This is a genomic window from Rhizobium leucaenae USDA 9039 (assembly GCF_000426285.1).
GTDB classification, from domain to species: domain Bacteria; phylum Pseudomonadota; class Alphaproteobacteria; order Rhizobiales; family Rhizobiaceae; genus Rhizobium; species Rhizobium leucaenae.
Map to the genome: position 1 here is coordinate 41505 of NZ_AUFB01000022.1, position 19095 is coordinate 60599.

Consider the following 19095-nt stretch of genomic DNA (forward strand, 5'->3'; position numbering starts at 1 on the left):
GCCTTATCAAGACTGGCAGGTCGGCATTGACCTGATCCTTGCGTTGCGAAGAGGCCGATCCACATCCCATCGCCGAGATCACCACGAATCCAGCCGCCCCATACTCATTCTGGCGTATTGTAGGACATAACGAGGTTGGTTCCGCCAGTATTGAGAAGGCCCCAGTAAGCTCCGTTCACATGCCGCAAACGATCGGGTTTGAAGGGGATTGGATTGCCGTTTGGCCAGGTACGCTCCAGCGTCGATCGGAAGATGTCAGCCCAAAAATCGACGCTGAGAAAGGCGTGATAAATCCCCGTATAGACCAATGCCTCATTGTCCGTCTGAAAAGCGTCCGCGGCGTGTGGAAGGTAGCGGAATCGTTGCGGTATGAATCTGGTCACAGGCAGCCCGAAGAACGCTGCTTCATCAAGGGTTCCCGAACTCAGACCGACGACGCGCTGAAGGGACTCGTCGCATAGAAGCTCGTACATATCGATATCGCTGTTGACGTGCGGGATGCCATGATGCTCGAGGAACGCGGCCAATTCCGGGCTCGGATGAGGCGAGAAGGGGTGAGGGCGAAAGGCGACGGATCCGCTCTTGGCGAGTTCCGCTATTCTGTCTTTATGATCAAGCAAGGTGGCGATCCGCCCGTCATCGATCAATGACGCGTCGAATGGGGTCTGACCGACGATCAGCGTCTCGAAGGATCGCCCTTTTGTTTTGAAAGCACTACGCCGAATTGCCGTCGCCTTGTGAAGGCCGACATGGAAATCGACTTCCTGACCGGATAGGGCATATGGCGCGATTGCAGCCGATAGTTCGCCACGGTTCGACGAAAATCCGAAGAATATATCGTCGAGAAACCGCAATGGATGCCATCGCATGTCGACAAAGGGTATATCCAGGCGGTTGAGAACTTTCTGCAGTAGCGGTGAGATCTCGAAACCTAGTACCAATGAATTTTCGACATGGGGCAGGAACAACGCACAAACAATATCTGTCGCATCGGCCGCGAAGATCCTTGCCCAGCTTGCGGCGTTCGCCGCCAGACCAAAGGCGTCATAAACGGCTTTGCCGTCGAATGGTGATGCATCGTCCCATTCTAGTATGGTAACCGGTAGGCGGGTTGCCGCCGAAATCTGTGGCGTCAGCATTGCAGCGAAGAGATTTGTGTTTGTCGCAAATCCCTTCCGTGACGTTTTTTCGGCTGTAGCGCGCAGCAGGTCAGAGGTTATTACGATACGTTTGGGTTGCATACGACTATAATCCTCTTTGAAAGGCTCTTTGAAAAAATTCTGCTTGGCTGCGCAATTTCATCTTTGCTCATTTTGGTTGGGGTCAGGCAGCCTCGCGGTTAAGACGTCGGCCAAACAAATTCGCAGCATGGCAAGAGCGCTTGGTCCGAATGCCCATTCGAAATACGGACTTCATCCCGCCCGGTCAGGTTGAAGATTGCCGCCCGACCGTTGTGGCAGCGCACGGATCGACTGTTTCAGCTTGCCATGACCAGCTCGACGGCGTTGTTCAGTGTTCGACATGCCGGTGCATCGTTGCCTGCGTTATTTTATCATCCCTTTTGAGTTAAGTCAGCGCTGTAGCGTAGCCTGGCGCCGAGCGGAAGAATGGGCGACGGCGAGGTCGGTAACATAACTGCCGCCAAAAAGAGTTTTTCAACCGCCGCTGCCACAATTATGCCTGCGGTTTAACGGAATTGTCGCCGGCGCGTATGCCCCGTGCCGGCGCAATCCGGTGCCTTCTTCGGGAAGTATATTTTGTGAACATGAAGACCATAAGATCAGCCCTTTTACTCGTTCTCGCTGTCCTGATGGCAAGCGTCGCCGCGCATGCCCAGGAATGGAGATACTATCCAGATTATGGCGACGACCCGGACGGCGGCTATGCTGCTCCGCGCTATTGGCGGCAGGCGCCACCGGACTATCGCGATTATCGGCGTTCCGACGATGGCTATAACTATCGGAATGATCGCTATGGTTATTATGACGACGAAGACGGAGATTTCCCGGCGCGCCGTCGTCCGCAACGGCGGGCTTCCATCGACCGCGAGGCGATTGCTCCGCAACTCGCTCCAGGCGCCAAGGACGACAGGCGGGCGGGCTTGGCGAAGTCACCGATCCCGCGCACGGTTGTGCCCTTTTCTGGCTACGAACCTGGCACCATCGTGATCTCCACAAAGGAAAAGCGCCTCTATTTTGTGCTCAACGACGGAACTGCACTCAAATACGGCATCGGTGTCGGCAAGCAGGGCTTTGCCTGGAAGGGAACGCAGGCGATCAGCCGCAAAGCCGAGTGGCCGGATTGGACGCCGCCCAAGGAAATGATTGCTCGCCGGCCGGAATTACCTGATCACATGGATGGCGGTCTCAATAATCCCCTGGGCGCAAGAGCGCTCTATCTCGGTTCTACGCTTTACCGCATCCATGGCACCAATGAGCCCAATTCGATCGGCAAGGCGGTATCCTCTGGCTGCATCCGTATGGCAAATCCGGATGTCATGGATCTCTATGGCCGCGTCGGGGTGGGAACAAAGGTCGTTGTGCTCTGATTGCAGCTTAGCGCGTCGGGGCGCCACGATCCGGTGATTGCGTTTCGCAGGCTCGTAACATCGTCGAACGTCGAGCATAAAGGTGCCCAGAGTTTCCAAGAAGTCGAAGAATCTCGATAGAATCTTTTGAATTCGCTGCATTGTGTCGGCCCATTTTCGATCAAGCAATCGAGCGCAGCGAAACACTGCAAAAGCCCCTGGCAATGGCGATGTTCAAAGCAGTAAGCAGATCCTTCTGTCCGCCGAGGAGCTGAATTTGTTCTTGCGCGGTCCGTTGGTTGGTCGCTAAGTCATGTTGCCGTGAGCTTCGTAGCCGAAAAGCGACCTCGGCCTGATCGAATTTGAGCATCGAAGGTAATTCAATGACCCGACAACTTTCTCTTCCCCGCGATCGGATTTCCGTGCTCTTGTTGGAAGGCATCAGTCAAAGCGCCGTGGATTATTTTTCGTCCTCCGGCTACGTCAATCTGACACATCTGCCAAAGGCTCTGGATGACAAAGATCTCAAAAGCCATATAGCCGAGGCGCATATCGTCGGAATTCGTTCACGCACGCATCTGACGGAGGAGATTTTGAGTTCCGCCAAAAAGCTGATGGCCGTCGGCTGTTTTTCTGTCGGAACAAATCAGGTTGACCTGGATGCGGCCCGCCGACGGGGGATCCCCGTGTTCAACGCTCCTTATTCGAATACGCGCTCGGTCGCAGAGCTTGTCATCGGTGAAATCATAATGCTGACCAGGCGGATTTTCCCGCGTTCGGTGTCTGCTCATGAAGGTGGATGGGACAAATCCGCCACAGGCAGCCGTGAGGTGCGCGGGAAAACGCTCGGCATCGTGGGCTACGGCAACATTGGTTCGCAGCTCAGCGTTCTTGCCGAAAGCATGGGTATGAACGTTCGCTATTTCGATCCGTCAGACAAGCTTCGCCATGGCAATTCAGAATCGATGGCTTCGCTCGGCGAGCTTCTCGAAATCTCGGATTACGTGACGATGCATGTTCCGGAGACCAGTGCGACGCGAAACATGATCACCGAGGTCGAACTGCGCAGGATGAAAAAGGGAGCTGTTTTCATCAACAATGCCCGTGGAACCGTAGTGGATCTGGAAGCGCTTTCGAAGGTTTTGAAAGACGGACATCTCGCAGGCGCGGCCGTCGACGTCTTCCCGAAAGAGCCTGCATCAAACAAAGAGCGCTTCGAAACGCCGCTGCAGGGCTTGGATAATGTCATTCTCACGCCGCATATTGGCGGATCGACCGAAGAAGCCCAGGAGCGCATTGGAAGGGAAGTCTCGCGAAAGCTTGTCGAATATTCCGACGTCGGCTCGACACTGGGCGCAGTCAACTTTCCGCAGGTACAACTGCCGCCACGTGCAAACGGCACGCGTTTCATCCATGTTCACGAAAACCGCCCTGGCATCCTAAACAGTCTAAACACGATCTTTTCTTCCCGCGGACTGAATATCGTCGGCGAGTTCCTGCAGACGCACGGCGAAACAGGTTACGTCGTCATTGAAGCCGAGGGCGTTGGCCAGACAGCGGATGAGATACTTGATGCGCTTCGCCAGATACCGGGAACGATACGAACTCGGTTGCTTTACTGACGCCGGTGGGAAATGAGCATTCTGTGCGGACGCCGAGGCCAAAGCCCCGCCCTTCCCCCGTATGCGCATCGTCGTCTCGAAGAGCTTGACGCGCTCCTACCTCATCGCTGCCGCGCCAAGATTGAGACACTCGGCGCGGCAGCGACAGGCGATCAATTTGCTTGATGATCGTGGCGTCGCTTACTGCTGTGCAGGCGCGGATTTCTGAAGTTTATCCTGAACTTTCTTAATGAGCACCGGATCCTTCTGGGCAGCCGAAAGAATTGCCTTGTATTCGTCTACCGACATGTCTGGAGAGGTCTGAACAGCCTGTACCATCTGTTTGCTCGCCTCGGTCTGTAGCTGTTGCTTGGCCGTCGGATCCGACGTTGCTCCGATCTTGGCCGCGTATTCCTGCCTGATCTTGTCCACCTGCAGATACGCGACCGCAAAAGCCTCGATTTTTTGATCGCTGACTGCCGCAGCCGCACCATTGTTATCTGATTGTCCTTGGGTAGGCTTTTCTTGCGTTGCTTGCTGTGCGGACGCTGGATTGCCAAGAAACATCAAGCTTAAGACCGCGGCGGTCAACGATGTGGCAGAGAGATAACGCGTGATCATCTTAAATCCTCTTTAGGAATGCGGGGAGAACACCTCTTTGATGGCGTAGGGCGAAAGGCGGCATATCGCATTGATTCAGCCGTCGGTTAGGGTTGAAGAACGATCCGGCGGCAATGTGGTCGCGAAACGTTTTCTATGGGGCAATAGCGCGGCGATCTGCTGACGACAGGGCGGCGACTTTATGACTGTCGGGAGTTATCCGTTGCATAACGAATTCCGTCGGCATTGAAAGCGGCGTCCCATTATCCAGCGGACCCGTCGCAACGTCGAACTGCCGGAAAGCCGGATGTCAGCTAGACTCGCACCCAGCCGATCCTTCGATTCTGTCAAGGTTAGAACCCCGCCCTCAAGCGTGCGACAATGCGCTCCGAGAGGCGAGATGCGTTCTCAAGCAGCCCAGCAATTCCTCGCTTATGACCGGTTTAACGATGCAATCCATTGCACCGGCCGCAAAGGCTTTGGTGCGGCTTTCGGCATCCGGCTGGACAAATTCGATGACGGGCAGATCGCAAAAAGATTCGTCCTCCTTGCGACAGCGGAAAAATTCGTCGGCTATTGGCGCGTCCACAATGGCGATGGCCGGGTTCAGTGCTCGCCAATGCTCCGCCATCGTATGAAAGTTCGAAAAGCACACGCATGACAATCCGGCTTTCCTTATGCTGGCTGCCATGGACAATGTCTCGGAATTGCCGTCAGTGGCAATGAGAACCAGGATGTTTGGCGCAAACTTGAAGTCTGAAGCGTTCATCATGGCAACTCTCCCATTTGATCGCCGTTCCCATCGATGGGAGCGACCCTAAGACGCAAGATTCGCCTGAATACCAGCGATTGAGCGAAATCCTTCGATCATCGAAGGAAAGGATGTATTTCGAAATATATACACCCGTCGCTTGTGCGCTTCGAGGAATGTGCTGCGTCTCGGTAAATAGTTTTCGCCTATGGCCTAAACCTTTCCGGTGTACGTCCCGGAATTATACAATCCGGCCCCGGAATGAAGACGCGTGCCCTTTCGGCCGGCCCACCTGATGAAAACGCTTCACCGAATTCGCCGCTTCCGATCCCTGATGTTTGGACCGTCGGATGATTTCACTCAATTCTCTTTGCATCACCTCTTGCCAAATTATCGATAAAAATATTTTCTATCCATAATTTGAATCTGGAGGACGAGCGAAGTGGAAGTAAACACCTCGGTTTTGGGATATTCGACGACTTCTGCATCACGAGCATGCGACGTCACGTTCGATGAAGCCAAAACTATCTATAATTTTCCGTTCAACGATTTGCTCTTCCGGGCACAGACGGTCCACCGCGCACATTTCGATCCTAACGCCGTGCAGATGAGCCGACTTCTGTCGATCAAGACAGGCGGATGCGCCGAGGATTGCGGGTACTGCAGCCAGTCCGCCCACTATCCGACCGGCCTTAAGGCCTCGAAGCTGATGGAAGTCGAACGCGTTCTCACTGAAGCGCGCAAAGCCAAGGATGCGGGTGCGACCCGCTACTGCATGGGGGCGGCATGGCGCAGTCCGAAGGACCGCGATATGGACACGCTGGTCGCCATGGTCGAAGGCGTGAAGGCTCTCGGCATGGAGACCTGCATGACGCTTGGCATGCTGACGGAGTCTCAGGCAGGCGAACTCGCGGAAGCTGGCCTCGACTATTACAACCACAACATAGACACGTCCGAGCGCTTCTATTCCGAAATCATCACTACCCGAAGCTTCGCGGACCGGCTCGATACGCTGGAAACCGTGCGCATGGCCGGCATCAAGGTTTGTGCCGGCGGAATCCTCGGCATGGGTGAGACGGTCGACGACCGCATCTCGATGCTGCTGACGCTGGCGAACCTGCCCGTGCCCCCGGAAAGCGTGCCGATCAACCAGCTCATCCCCATTCCCGGTTCGAAACTGGCGGACGCGGCACCTGTCGACGCGATCGATTTCGTCCGCACGATCGCACTGGCACGCATCCTGATGCCGACCTCGCATCTGCGTCTTTCGGCCGGACGCACCGAGATGAGCGACGAGATGCAGGCGCTCTGTTTCTTCGCGGGCGCCAATTCCATCTTCGTCGGCGACACGCTTTTGACGGCAGACAATCCCGGCGAGGATCACGACACGGCGCTCTTCCGCCGCCTCGGGCTTTCTCCCATGCCGTTGGAGCCGGCGGTGTGACGACGACAATGTTTTCGGATTATGCCGCCACGCTTGAGGGCTTGCGGCGCAAGGCGCGGCTGCGCAGCCTTGCGCCGCAGCGCGGCGTGGACTTCACCTCCAACGATTTTCTCGCTCTTGCGGGCGCGCCGCGCCTCAAGACGGCGATCATGGCAGCGATGGAAAGCGGCGTTCCGGCGGGCGCGGGCGGCTCGCGCTTGCTGCGCGGCAACCATCCGGAACACGAGGCGCTGGAGACGGAAGCCGCCGAATTTTTCGGCGCGGAACGCGTACTCTATTTCGGCAGCGGCTATGCCGCCAATTCCGCCCTTTTCTCGACTTTGCCACGGCGGGAAGATGTGATTGTGCACGACGCACTCATCCATGCCAGCGCGCATGAGGGCATTGCAGCCAGCAAGGGGGCGGCCGTCAGCATCGAGCACAACGATGCGAACGCCTTCGATGAGGCGATCCGAAACTGGCGCAGAAATGGCGGCAGAGGCAGGCCGTGGATTGCGGTCGAGAGCCTCTACTCCATGGACGGAGACAAAGCGCCGCTCGCCGCGCTCGCCGATATTGCCGATCGTCACGAGGGTTTTCTGGTGATCGACGAAGCCCATGCCACCGGCGTTTTCGGCACGGGCGGCAGAGGACTGGCGGCAGGGTTGGAGGGCCGGGACAATGTGCTTGCCCTTCACACCTGCGGCAAGGCGCTGGGCGTTTCCGGAGCCTTGCTCGCGGTACCGCGCGTGCTCGCCGACTATCTCGTCAATCGCGCCCGCGCCTTCATCTATTCCACCGCGCCCTCCCCTCTCATGGCGGCGGGTGTGCGCGAAGCCTTGCGCATCGTGAATGACGAGCCTCAGCGCCGCGAAGCGCTGGAGCGTCTGGTCGCCTTTGTCGGTGACCGATTGAAAAGCCGATTCGGCATAGAGCCGAGCGGGTCGCAGATCCAGCCGGTTGTCATCGGCGACAACGCGCGGGCGGTCCGAATTGCCGACACTCTTCAGGCGCAAGGTTTCGACATCCGCGCGATCCGTCCGCCGACCGTGCCGGAGGGTACCGCGCGCCTGCGGCTGTCGATCACGCTCAACGTCGATTCGGAGCAGGTCGAGCACATGCTGGATTGCCTTGCCGCCGCCATGGAGGAACACAGGAGATGATCGCCCGTTTCGTGGTAACCGGCACGGATACCGGCATCGGCAAGACCGTATTTGCAGCGGCATTGGCAGGCGCGCTCGACGCCCGATACTGGAAACCCGTGCAATCCGGGCTGGAAGATGAGACAGACAGCGAAGCCGTCGCCCGACTGAGCGGGCTGCCCGCCGACCATATTCTGCGGGAAGCCTATCGCCTTGCCACGCCGGTCTCACCGCATCTTTCAGCACGTCTCGACGGCATGGAAATCGATCCGGCCCGGCTTGAGCCGCCGGCCGGCGCTGGTCCGTTGGTCATCGAGGGGGCAGGCGGGCTGATGGTCCCGCTCACGAACAACCTGGTCTTTGCCGACGTCTTCGCCCGCTGGCGCATTCCCGTCATCCTCTGCGCCCGAACGTCACTTGGCACCATCAATCACACGCTGCTGTCCATCGAGGCGCTGCGCCGCCGCGATATTCCGCTCTGCGGCGTTGCCTTCATCGGCGCTGAAAATGCCGACACTCAGGCGACCATTGCTGCGATTGGGCAAGTGAAGGTGTTGGGGCGGCTGCCTTTGCTGGAAAACCTGACGAGGGAAAACATAAGTCGCGCCTTTCGAGAGAATTTCGAGTTTGGCTCGCTGATGGAGATGCGCGCGTGACCCCCTCGCCCGTCTGGCACCCCTTCACACAACACGCCCTCGAACCGCCGATGAAGCGCATCGTCGCGACCGAAGGCGCCTATCTGTTCGACGAGGACGGCAATCGCATCCTCGACGCAATCTCGTCATGGTGGGTGATCACTCATGGCCATCGCCATCCCGGCATCATGGCCGCAATCCGCGAGGCGACGGAGGCGTACGATCAGATCATCTTCGCCGAATTTACCCATGAACCGGCAGAAGTCCTCGCCGAACGTCTGCTCGCCTTCGCGCCCTCCGCACTGAAACACGTCTTCTACTCGGATAGCGGATCGACGGCCGTCGAGGTGGCGATCAAGATGGCGCTCGGCACGTTCCACAATCGCGGCATCGCGCGTGATCGTATCGTGGTGATGGAACACGGCTATCATGGCGACACGATCGGTGCCATGTCCGCGGGAGAGCGTGGCGTATTCAATGCGCCCTTCGAGCCGCTGCTCTTCGGCGTCGACCGTCTTCCCTTTCCAGAAGCTGGCTGCGAACAAGAGACACTCGATGCGTTCGAAGCCATCTGCCGTTCGGGAAAGGTCGCCGCCATTCTGGTTGAACCGCTGGTACTTGGCGCTGGCGGCATGAAATTCTACGGCAGCGCTGTGCTCTCCGCTCTCAAGGAGATCGCCGGCCGATATGGCTGCCTGTTCATCGCCGACGAAGTGATGACCGGTTGGGGTCGTACCGGAACGCGCTTTGCCTGCGAACAGGCGGGGGTAACTCCGGATATCCTCTGCACCTCGAAGGGCCTGACCGGAGGCGCCGTGCCATTGGCGGCCACCCTTTGCACGGCAGAGATTTTCGAGGCCCATCTATCTTCCGACCGGCGCAAGACCTTCTTCCATTCGAGTTCCTACACCGCCAACGCAATCGCCTGTGCAGCGGCTGTCGCCAATCTGCGGGTCTGGCAAGCCGAACCGGTGGAAGCCCGGATCGCCGAGCTTGCAGCGCAGCACGCCCATCATCTGCAGCGCTTCGAAAGCGACGCCAGATTTGTAAACGCCAGGCAATGCGGCACCATCGCCGCCCTCGATCTTGCAGTGCCCACCGGCGGCTACCTTGCTGAAGCGGGGCCGCGCATGCGCAGGCTGTTTCGCCAACGCGGGCTGCTTCTGCGTCCACTGGGAAACGTCATCTATCTGATGCCGCCCTATTGCACGAGCGCCGCGGATATCGCGGCCGCCTATGATGCGATCGACGATGTCGCGTCGATCGTCCTCAAGGAGACTGCATCTTGACACCCCTCTCTTCCCGCCTCGTCGGTTTCGGTCATGCCGTTCCATTCCGCATCGTCCACAATGCGGAAATCGAGGGCCGGCTTAGCCTTGAGGCAGGCTGGATCGAAAGGCGCACCGGCATCCGATCACGCCATTGGGCAACCGAGGGGGACACATTGAGCGGCCTTGCAGCCGAGGCCGGAAAAATGGCCCTTGAGGACGCCGGGCTTGCGCCGGGCGAGATCGCCATGACCCTGCTTGCCACGTCGACGCCGGATCATCTCTTGCCGCCCTCGGCGCCGCTTCTGGCGCACAAGCTCGGCCTGCAAAATTCCGGAGCCATCGATCTTGCCGGAGCTTGTTCAGGCTTCCTCTACGCGCTGACATTGGCGGATGGCTTCGTGCGGGCGCATGGCCGGGCGGTGCTCGTCGTCGCCGCCAATATTCTCAGCCGCCGCATCAACCCGGCGGAGCGCGCCAGCGCAGTTTTGTTTGCGGATGGCGCAGGTGCGGTCGTACTTGCCCCTTGCCGCGATGGTCAAAGCGGCGTCAAAGCAGCCGTGATGGCTTCGGATGGAAGTGGCTACGATCTGATTACCATCCCATCCGGCGGCAGCAACAAGCCTTTTTCTCCGGAGACTGCAGCAGACCAAGTGCTGATGACGATGCGCGATGGGCGTGAAGTCTTCTCCCGCGCCGTCGATCTGATGACACGCACCTCACGCCAGGCGATGGACGAGGCAGCCATAGCGGTCTCCACCATCGACCGCTTCATTCCGCATCAGGCGAACCTCCGTCTTTGCGATGCGGTTCGGCACAATCTCGAACTGGAGGAAAGCAAGCTTGTCAGCACGATTGCGGAATTCGGCAACTCTTCGGCTGCCACCATTCCGCTGTCCCTTTCCGTCGAAAATCGCCGCGAACCATTTAAATCCGGAGAGTGCCTTCTCATGGCTGCCGCCGGTGCCGGGCTAGCGGGCGGGGCTGTCATCCTCACGATCTAAAATGGCGCGGTGGAACAGCGACAGGTCTATGAAGAATATGGAGAATCAACAAAGGGGCAGGTAAGCATAGGACATTGAGTCGATGCGCCCCTTCTAAAACCGATGATAATTCAATGAGCGTTGCAAAAGATGATCCTATCGCCGTGCGGATAAGCCGGACACTCGCGGATCGCATTATTTCAGGCGTGATCGAAGCCGGCGCCAAGCTCAGGCAGGATCACATTGCCGAGGAATTTGGCGCCAGCCATGTGCCCGTGCGCGAGGCCTTTCGCCGCCTGGAATCCCAGGGGTTGGTGGTCAGCCAGCCGCGCAAAGGCGTGCGTGTGGTCGGCTTTAGCGTCGAAGAGGTGCGCGAAGTGGCGGAGATGCGCGCCGCCCTTGAAGTATTGGCGCTGCGCAATGCCGCACCTCATATGACCAAAGCTATCCTGGACCAGGCCGAAGAGGCGATCCACGCCGGCGATCGCGCGACTGACGTGCAGGCATGGGAAGAGGCGAACGGGGCGTTCCACCGTCTCATTCTGTCTCCCTGCAACATGCCGCGCCTGCTGAAGACAATCGAAGACCTGCATGCTGTCAGCGCACGCTTCCTGTTTTCCGGCTGGCGGGCCGAGTGGGAGGCGCCGACGGACCGCGATCATCGTGCCATTCTCAACGCGTTGCGCGCCGGGAATGTGGACGTCGCCACAGCAGTCCTTTCACGCCATGTGCAATGGATGGGCCAGAAGCCGGGAAGCCGTTCGTAGTTTCAACCTTCTCCACGAAATGACCGGGTTGCCGCAATCCAGGCCAGCGTCCGTTGTTCGGGATCGGGATTGCGCGTGATGTCGGTCACGACGGCGGCACTATCCGCGCCGTTTTCGAACACGCCGGCAATGCGCTCCACCGTCAGTCCGCCAATGGCGACAAGCGGCAGCGGGTCGACGCGGCTCTTCCAGTCGCGCAGGCGATCCAGCCCTTGCGGCGCCCAGGACATCACCTTGAGAATCGTGGGGTAGATCGGACCGAGCGCGATATAATCCGGGCGCGCCGCAAGCGCGGTTGCCAGCTCCGCCTCGTCATGTGTGGAAAGCCCCAGCTTTAGGCCGGCCTCACGGATGGCGGCAAGATCGGCCGTCGCCAGATCCTCCTGGCCGAGATGGATGAAATCACAGCCTTCCTCGATGGCAAGCTGCCAATAGTCATTGACGATCAACTGGCACTCATGCGCCGCGCAGACTGCCTTTGCGCGCCGGATGTCTGCGCGTATATCCGATAAGGCGCGCTCCTTGATGCGCAATTGCACGAGTTTGACACCAAGCGGAACCAGCCTTTCGATCCAGGCGGCGCTATCGACGATCAAATAGAAGGGATCGAGCTTCACGCGAATACCGCCTTTCCAATCACGGGTGTCGACGGAACCGCCATGTCGCGCGGCTCCAGCATGCCGGCGCTGAATGCCTGTCGGCCTGCCTCGATCGCCTTGGCGAAGGCTTCCGCCATTGCGGCGGGATCACCGGCGCCGGCAACCGCCGTGTTGAGAAGAACCGCATCGAAACCCAGTTCCGTCACGGTCGCTGCATGCGACGGCCGGCCGATGCCTGCGTCGACGATCAGCGGCACGTCCGGAAAATGCGCCCGCATGGACCGAAGGGCCGAAAGATTGAGCGGCCCCGCCGCCGTGCCGATCGGTGCGCACCAGGGCATCAGCACCTTGCATCCTGCTTCCAGCAGGCGCTCCGCCACCACTAGGTCGTCGGTCGTATAGGGAAAGACCTCAAAGCCTTCACTGGCGAGAATGCGGGCTGCCTCCACAAGCGCGAAGACATCCGGCTGCAGCGTATCGTGATTACCGATCACCTCCAGCTTGATCCAGTTGGTGTGAAACACCTCGCGCGCCATTTTGGCCGTCAGCACGGCCTCGGATACACCGTGGCAGCCGGCCGTATTCGGAAGAACGCGGACGCCGAGCGCCCGGATCATATCGAAGAATGCGCCGCCGTTGCGCCCGCCGGCCGTTTCCCGCCGCAACGACACGGTGACGATCTCCGTCCTGGATCGCTTGACAGCCTCGGCCAAAATGGCTGGCGAAGGATAACGCGCCGTGCCGAGCAGAAGGCGCGATTCAATCTGGCTTCCGTAGAGATCAAGCATGGGTCAGCCTCCCTGCATTGGGGTCAGGATCTCGATCCTGTCATTGTCGTTCAAAAGATGATCGTCGCGATCCTCGCGATGTATGAGTTCGCCGTTGACCGCGGTTGCCAGCCACTCACCCTCATATTCGAGCGCGGCGAGAAGCTGCGAAAGCGTGGTTGCGGCTGTTGTCTCGGGTTCGCCGTTTATGATCAGGCGCATCGGGAACTCCTTCGCTTCGTCTCTCCGGAAAAGACCATATCCGCGGCTTCGGCCGCCATCGCTGGCGCCAGCAAAAAACCGTGGCGATAAAGGCCGTTGAGGATGATGACATTGTCCTCCCGCGTCACACGCGGAAGATTGTCTGGAAAGGCAGGGCGTATGCCGGCGCCGATTTCGACGATGGCGGCGTCGGCAAAAGCGGGATGCAGCGCATAGGCGGCGTTTAGCAATTCCATCAGCGAGCGGGCGGTGATCGGTCCTTCGAAGTCCGTTTCGATCATTGTCGCCCCGACCATGAACAGGCCCTCGCCGCGCGGCACGATGTAGACGGGAAAACGCGGATGCAGCAGGCGGACGGGACGCGTAAGCGTGACCTCTTGCGTCTGCAGATAGAGCATTTCGCCGCGAACACCCCGCAACTCCGGGCTTTGGCCAAGGCGGGCCGCCCCCGTGCAATCGACAATTTCGGCGAATTCGCTGTCATCCGCAATCTCATCGACGAAGGTCACGCCCTTTGCCGACAGATCATTCTTCAACGATTGCAATGTCTCGCGAGGACTGAGGTGCGCTTCCTGAGGAAAAAACAGGCCATGCCTGAAACGACCGTCGAGGGAAGGTTCGAGGATGGCGATTTCCCGCTCGTCAACCCACCGATAGCCAGTCGTACGGCTGGCAAATCGCTTCAGTTCGCTTTGATCGCGGTTCGGCGCGACGACCAGCGTTCCATTGCGAACGACCTTGCCGGGTAGGATCCCTTCCCATCGATCGGCGGAATCGCGGCCGCGCTCGAGAACGGCCGCATCGGCGCTTTCCCGTTCGCACCAGGGCGCCAGCATGCCGCCGGCGAGCCATGAGGCGGCTTGGCGGAAATTCCGGCTGGGATCGACGATCATAACCTCAGCACCGCGCCGAAGCAGTTCATGGGCGACCGTGAGGCCGGCAACGCCGGCCCCTTTGACGAGAACGCGCATGTCACTCGGCCGGATGTGCGGCGCCGTCGATCGGCATATAGAGGTCTCCGCCCTCCCGATATTTCGCCGCCATCGCTTCCAGCCCTTCCTTCTGCGCCTCGGCGCGGATGTCGTGCGAAATCCGCATGGAGCAGAATTTCGGGCCGCACATCGAGCAGAAATGCGCAACCTTGTGGGCCTCCTTCGGCAGGGTTTCGTCATGGAAGCTGCGGGCGGTATCGGGATCGAGCGACAGGTTGAACTGATCTTCCCAGCGGAATTCGAAGCGGGCGCGCGACAATGCGTCGTCGCGCACCTGCGCAGCCGGATGACCCTTGGCAAGGTCGGCCGCATGGGCAGCGATCTTGTAGGTGATGACGCCGGTCTTGACGTCGTTGCGGTCGGGCAGGCCCAGATGTTCCTTCGGGGTGACGTAGCAGAGCATGGCCGTGCCGAACCAGCCGATCATCGCCGCGCCGATGCCCGAGGTGATGTGATCGTAACCTGGTGCGATATCGGTCGTCAGCGGCCCGAGCGTGTAGAAGGGCGCTTCGCCGCAGACGGCAAGCTGCTTGTCCATGTTCTCCTTGATCTTGTGCATCGGAACGTGACCGGGCCCTTCGATCATCACCTGGCAGTCTTTTGCCCAGGCGATCTTCGTCAGTTCGCCGAGCGTCTCGAGTTCGGCAAATTGCGCGGCATCGTTGGCATCGGCAATTGAGCCCGGGCGCAGGCCGTCGCCGAGCGAGAAGGAAACGTCATAAGCCCGGCAAATGTCGCAGATTTCCTCGAAATGCTCGTAAAGGAAGCTCTCCTTGTGGTGATGGAGACACCATTTGGCCATGATCGAACCGCCGCGCGAAACGATACCGGTGACGCGATTGACGGTCAGCGGGATGTAATGCAGCCGCACGCCGGCATGGATGGTGAAATAGTCGACGCCCTGTTCCGCCTGCTCGATCAAAGTGTCGCGATAGACCTCCCAGGTCAGCTCCTCGGCAATGCCCCCGACCTTCTCCAGCGCCTGGTAGAGCGGCACCGTGCCGATCGGCAGCGGCGAGTTGCGGATGATCCATTCGCGGATGTTGTGGATATTGCGACCGGTCGAGAGGTCCATAACGGTGTCGGCGCCCCAGCGAGCCGCCCAGACCATTTTCTCGACTTCCTCGGCCATGGAGGAGGTGACGGCGGAATTGCCGATATTGGCGTTGATCTTCACCAAAAAATTCCGGCCGATGATCATCGGCTCGCTTTCCGGGTGATTGATGTTGGCCGGAATGATCGCCCGGCCGGCTGCGACCTCCTGGCGGACGAATTCCGGGGTTACATGATCCGGAATGTGGGCGCCGAAGCTCTCGCCGTCGCGAACCAGGGCTTCGGCTTTGGCCTTGCGGCCGAGATTTTCGCGGATGGCGATGAATTCCATTTCCGGCGTGATGATGCCGGCGCGTGCATAGGCGAGCTGGGTCACGGCCTTTCCATCCTTCGCGCGCAGCGGCTGGCGCTTGGCCGGAAATTCCGGCGTCAGCCTCTCGCCAGTGACAAAGCCATTATCTTCGGGACGCACATGGCGACCTTCATAGGCCTCGGCGTCGCCGCGGGCGAGCACCCAGTCGCGACGAAGCTGCGACAGACCCTGCTCGATACGGATATCGGCACCTTCGACGGTATAAGGTCCGGAGGAATCATAGACGACGACGGGCGGCTCGCCCGATGTCGGCTGGACGCTGATCTCGCGCATCGGTACGCGGATGTCGGTGTGAATGTCTCCGGGGATATAGATCTTCCGCGACGCCGGCAGCGGGCCTGTCGTGACAGTCGGGGTGAGGTTTTTTGCGGCAATGTTCATGGTGTGAGGCTCCAAGTTGCAGTTGGAGACCCAGTCAATCAGCCGGAATGATGGAAAGACGCCGGCATAGAATCACGCGGAATCCGAAGCCTTCGAGCGCTTGCACCGTCCCTACGCCAGTATGAACTGGATCAGGTTCAACGGGTCACTGCGCCCACAATCGGCAAAGCCGTATTGCCTAGCAGTATCTCAGCCCCTTGCCGGGACTCCCCTGGTGAATGTCGCAAAGACTATGTCCGGGCCTCTGCCCGTGTCAACCCTGGAACCACGGCCTTCAGCCCCTGACTGCGCACTCAAGGAATTTCAATAGGTTTTCCAACACTCGGAAAGATCGCCCGCTTATGATCGGGCAATCGGTTAGCGAGAAGCGCCGCATGGCTGGCGGCACCCCGCTACAAGCTGCACCTAGATGTGGAGCGTCGCGAAAATCACCGCGTTTCCAGTATCCGCATCAACCGGCCGCGATAGCTATCCAGGATAACCGCCAACACGATGACAGCACCGATGACGATCGGCTTGATGTTGTCGTCGGCGCCCAAAAGCTGCAACCCGGTCGATAGAACCTGCAGAATACAGGCACCGACAAGCGTGCCGATGATCGAGCCCTTTCCGCCCGAGAGGCTGGTCCCACCGATGATGACTGCGGCGATGGCATTCAGTTCATAGCCAATGCCTGCAACCGGACTGCCGACATTAAGGCGGAGCAGATAGACCATGGCCGCAATGCCCGCAGTCAATCCGGAAATCGTGAACACGGCGACCTTGTATCTTTTGGGCTCGTGGCCCGACAAGCGGACCGCCTCCTCGTTGGTGCCGATCGCAAAGACGAAGCGCCCGAATACCGTGTAGCGCAGCACGAACCAGCCGATGAGAACCACCACGATCGCGATCAGAAAGATCGAAGGGAATACGCCGAAGAAGATCAGGTTCCCGAAATCCACGAAGGGTTGCGGCAGACCGGTGATCGTCGAGTTATCGCTGACGACGCGCGCCAAGCCGCTTGCAACATTCAGCATGCCGAGCGTCACGATGAAGGATGGAAGCTTCCACTTCTCGCAGACCCATCCGTTGATGGCGCCCAGGATAGCGCCGGTACCCATCGACGCCAGCGAAGCCAGAACGATCGCCTGCCATGGAGAAAACCGCGGGTCGATCATGATCGTTGCGCCGATGACCGTGCAAAGGGCGAGCAGCGAACCGACCGAAAGATCGATGCCGCCGGTAAGGATGACGAAGGTCATGCCGGACGCCAGGACGGTGTTTATGGCAATCTGGACGAAAATCTTCAGAAAGTTTTCCGGCGTCGCGAAGTATGGAGCCGTCGCCGAGAAGAAGATCAGGATCAGCACGAGGGCAATGGCTACTCCGGCTTCCTTCATCGAAATGCGGATAAGCTTGTCCCAGACGCCGGCCTTTTTGACCTCAGTCGTCATTTCAATGTTGCCGGACACGACTGTACTCCTTGTAAGCGAGTGAGAGAATCCTGCTCTCGTCAAATTGGTCCCGAGATATCTCTCCGGCAATCTTGCCGTCCGAGAAAACGATCATGCGATGGCAAATGCCCATGAGCTCGGGCAGGTCGGACGACACGACCAAGACGCCTTTTCCTTCGGCGGCAAACTTCCAGAGAAGTTCGTAGATCTCCGCCTTGGCACCCACATCGATGCCGCGCGTCGGCTCATCGAAGATCAGCACCTTGGGACCGCGGAACAGCCATTTGGCGATGACCACCTTCTGTTGATTGCCACCGGAAAACGTCCGGACCGCCTGATGGATAGACGGCGTCTTTATGTGCAGCTCATGCACGAGGCGCTGCGAGCGATCCTCTTCCACCCTCTGACGGATCAGTCCGTTGCGGGAGATCTTGCCGAGGTCGGTTATGGTCGTGTTTTCGGCGCAGCTCATGTCCAGCATCAGGCCCTGCAGCTTGCGGTCTTCTGTCGCCAGACAAAGCCCCGCCGCAACTGCATCCTTGGGCGAGTTGATCTCGACCTCTTTTCCGTCGATGCGAATTTCACCCGCAGCCTTGTCGTCGGCGCCGAATATAGCACGTACCGCCTCCGTTCGCCCGCTGCCGACGAGGCCGGCAATGCCGACAATCTCTCCCTTGCCGACGGAAAACGACAATTCGGGGCTGTTTCGTGTTACCCTGAGGCCGGAGACGCCAAGCGCCTCTCCGAACACGGCACTGTCACTGCGAAAAACGCCATGATCCGAAAGGGTTCGTCCGACCATGAGTTCGACAATGTCGGGAATAGCCAATCCCGGCAGCGGACGCGTGATCACGTGCTGACCGTCGCGCAACACCGTGACATTGTCGCCGACTTCAAAAATCTCTTCCAATCTGTGGGATATGTAAAGCGTCGTGACGCCGCGCGCTTTCAGCCGTTTCAGAATTTCGAACAGGCGGTCGACCTCCCTGGAGGTCAAGGTTGCCGTCGGTTCATCGAGAACAAGCAGCTTGCTTTCATAACAAAGCGCCTTGGCGATCTCGAGCAATTGGAGCTGCGCGACGCTGAGGCGATTGGCCGGCGTGGTCGGGGCGACATCAAGGCCGACTTCCGCCAGCAGCTCGGCCGCTCTTTTATTCATTTCCCTGTAGTTCACCAGGCCGTACCGACGCGGAAGGTGCTCAAAAAGCAGATTTTCGGCGACGGTGAGATTGGAAAGAGGGTGCAGTTCCTGGTGGATGACTCGGATGCCCGCTTTGAATGCCTCCAGCGGCGAGTTTGGACTGTAGTTTTCCCCGTCAAACACGATGTGGCCATCGTCCGGCTTGAATACGCCGCCGAGGAGATTGATCAGCGTCGATTTGCCGGCACCATTCTCGCCAAGAAGAATATGGCCTTCGCCCCGGCCAATCTGCATTGAGACGTCCCGGAGTGCCACCACACCCGGGAAGCGTTTGCCGATTCCTTCCAGCGTCAAGATGAAGTCATCTGATGGGTCTGACACGTCCACCTCATGCGTGGTCTATTTCAATGGGAGATGCCCCGCCTCCACGCAGTCCG

Annotated in this window: 19 protein-coding genes and 1 riboswitch; of the genes, 8 read left to right on the forward strand and 11 right to left on the reverse strand. The window is 59.1% G+C overall.

The window, feature by feature from the left end; translation table 11 throughout:
* Window positions 1–104: 104 nt before the first annotated feature.
* A complete protein-coding gene (locus tag K290_RS0125655; protein WP_154668668.1) occupies window positions 105–1241 on the reverse strand; it encodes a hypothetical protein in 1137 nt (378 codons plus the stop codon).
* A 524-nt stretch (window positions 1242–1765) separates the two neighbouring features.
* Here K290_RS0125655 and K290_RS0125660 point away from each other — a divergent pair.
* A complete protein-coding gene (locus K290_RS0125660; protein ID WP_028754504.1) occupies window positions 1766–2548 on the forward strand; it encodes a L,D-transpeptidase in 783 nt (260 codons plus the stop codon).
* Between the two features lie 160 nt (window positions 2549–2708).
* Here the strand turns inward: K290_RS0125660 and K290_RS0125665 are convergent, their stop codons facing one another.
* On the reverse strand, window positions 2709–2897 hold the full coding sequence (locus tag K290_RS0125665; protein ID WP_028754505.1) for a hypothetical protein: 189 nt from the start codon (window positions 2895–2897) through the stop codon (window positions 2709–2711).
* 13 nt (window positions 2898–2910) lie between these two features.
* Between K290_RS0125665 and serA the strand changes: the two genes are divergently transcribed.
* Window positions 2911–4149, forward strand: a complete 1239-nt coding sequence (serA, locus tag K290_RS0125670) for a phosphoglycerate dehydrogenase (RefSeq protein WP_028754506.1) — start codon at window positions 2911–2913, stop codon at window positions 4147–4149.
* Window positions 4150–4329: 180 nt separating this feature from the next.
* Here serA and K290_RS0125675 read toward each other — a convergent pair whose 3' ends face one another.
* Both K290_RS0125675 and K290_RS0125680 read right to left on the reverse strand, forming a co-directional pair.
* Window positions 4330–4749, reverse strand: a complete 420-nt coding sequence (locus tag K290_RS0125675) for a DUF4168 domain-containing protein (protein WP_028754507.1) — start codon at window positions 4747–4749, stop codon at window positions 4330–4332.
* A gap of 346 nt (window positions 4750–5095) precedes the next feature.
* The gene (locus K290_RS0125680; protein WP_154668669.1) at window positions 5096–5419 is read right to left on the reverse strand and encodes a PleD family two-component system response regulator; all 324 of its coding nucleotides are present in this window, start codon (window positions 5417–5419) and stop codon (window positions 5096–5098) included.
* A 523-nt stretch (window positions 5420–5942) separates the two neighbouring features.
* Between K290_RS0125680 and bioB the strand changes: the two genes are divergently transcribed.
* The 6 genes from bioB to K290_RS0125710 all read left to right on the forward strand — a co-directional run bounded on the left by bioB (window position 5943) and on the right by K290_RS0125710 (window position 11697).
* Entirely contained in the window at window positions 5943–6923 is a 981-nt protein-coding gene (bioB, locus tag K290_RS0125685) for a biotin synthase BioB (RefSeq protein ID WP_210311588.1), read from the forward strand.
* Window positions 6920–8065 (forward strand): 8-amino-7-oxononanoate synthase, encoded by a 1146-nt coding sequence (locus K290_RS0125690; RefSeq protein WP_028754510.1) that lies wholly within the window; start codon window positions 6920–6922, stop codon window positions 8063–8065. The genes bioB and K290_RS0125690 overlap by 4 nt, the downstream gene beginning before the upstream one ends.
* Window positions 8062–8700 carry a dethiobiotin synthase gene (gene bioD / locus K290_RS0125695; protein WP_028754511.1) on the forward strand — a complete coding sequence of 213 codons (639 nt, stop codon included), beginning with the start codon at window positions 8062–8064 and terminating at the stop codon, window positions 8698–8700. The genes K290_RS0125690 and bioD overlap by 4 nt, the downstream gene beginning before the upstream one ends.
* Entirely contained in the window at window positions 8697–9968 is a 1272-nt protein-coding gene (locus K290_RS0125700; RefSeq protein ID WP_028754512.1) for an adenosylmethionine--8-amino-7-oxononanoate transaminase, read from the forward strand. The genes bioD and K290_RS0125700 overlap by 4 nt, the downstream gene beginning before the upstream one ends.
* Window positions 9965–10951 (forward strand): beta-ketoacyl-ACP synthase III, encoded by a 987-nt coding sequence (locus tag K290_RS0125705; protein ID WP_028754513.1) that lies wholly within the window; start codon window positions 9965–9967, stop codon window positions 10949–10951. The genes K290_RS0125700 and K290_RS0125705 overlap by 4 nt, the downstream gene beginning before the upstream one ends.
* A gap of 113 nt (window positions 10952–11064) precedes the next feature.
* Window positions 11065–11697, forward strand: coding sequence for a GntR family transcriptional regulator (locus tag K290_RS0125710; protein WP_028754514.1), 633 nt, complete (start codon window positions 11065–11067; stop codon window positions 11695–11697).
* Between the two features lie 2 nt (window positions 11698–11699).
* On the opposite strand, the gene K290_RS0125715 is transcribed toward K290_RS0125710, so the two are convergent.
* The 7 genes from K290_RS0125715 to K290_RS0125745 form a co-directional block, all read right to left on the reverse strand.
* Entirely contained in the window at window positions 11700–12314 is a 615-nt protein-coding gene (locus K290_RS0125715) for a thiamine phosphate synthase (RefSeq protein WP_028754515.1), read from the reverse strand.
* Window positions 12311–13084, reverse strand: a complete 774-nt coding sequence (locus K290_RS0125720) for a thiazole synthase (protein ID WP_028754516.1) — start codon at window positions 13082–13084, stop codon at window positions 12311–12313. Before K290_RS0125720 ends, K290_RS0125715 begins: the two co-directional genes overlap by 4 nt.
* 3 nt (window positions 13085–13087) lie before the next feature.
* Window positions 13088–13285 carry a sulfur carrier protein ThiS gene (thiS, locus tag K290_RS0125725; protein ID WP_028754517.1) on the reverse strand — a complete coding sequence of 66 codons (198 nt, stop codon included), beginning with the start codon at window positions 13283–13285 and terminating at the stop codon, window positions 13088–13090.
* Window positions 13276–14256, reverse strand: coding sequence for a glycine oxidase ThiO (gene thiO, locus K290_RS0125730; RefSeq protein ID WP_028754518.1), 981 nt, complete (start codon window positions 14254–14256; stop codon window positions 13276–13278). The genes thiS and thiO overlap by 10 nt, the downstream gene beginning before the upstream one ends.
* Before the next feature lies 1 nt (window position 14257).
* On the reverse strand, window positions 14258–16084 hold the full coding sequence (thiC, locus tag K290_RS0125735; protein ID WP_028754519.1) for a phosphomethylpyrimidine synthase ThiC: 1827 nt from the start codon (window positions 16082–16084) through the stop codon (window positions 14258–14260).
* A 90-nt stretch (window positions 16085–16174) separates the two neighbouring features.
* A riboswitch (TPP riboswitch) is annotated at window positions 16175–16307 on the reverse strand.
* A 205-nt stretch (window positions 16308–16512) separates the two neighbouring features.
* Window positions 16513–17535 carry an ABC transporter permease gene (locus tag K290_RS0125740; RefSeq protein ID WP_028754520.1) on the reverse strand — a complete coding sequence of 341 codons (1023 nt, stop codon included), beginning with the start codon at window positions 17533–17535 and terminating at the stop codon, window positions 16513–16515.
* The gene (locus K290_RS0125745; RefSeq protein WP_028754521.1) at window positions 17519–19039 is read right to left on the reverse strand and encodes a sugar ABC transporter ATP-binding protein; all 1521 of its coding nucleotides are present in this window, start codon (window positions 19037–19039) and stop codon (window positions 17519–17521) included. The genes K290_RS0125740 and K290_RS0125745 overlap by 17 nt, the downstream gene beginning before the upstream one ends.
* Window positions 19040–19095 lie beyond the last annotated feature (56 nt).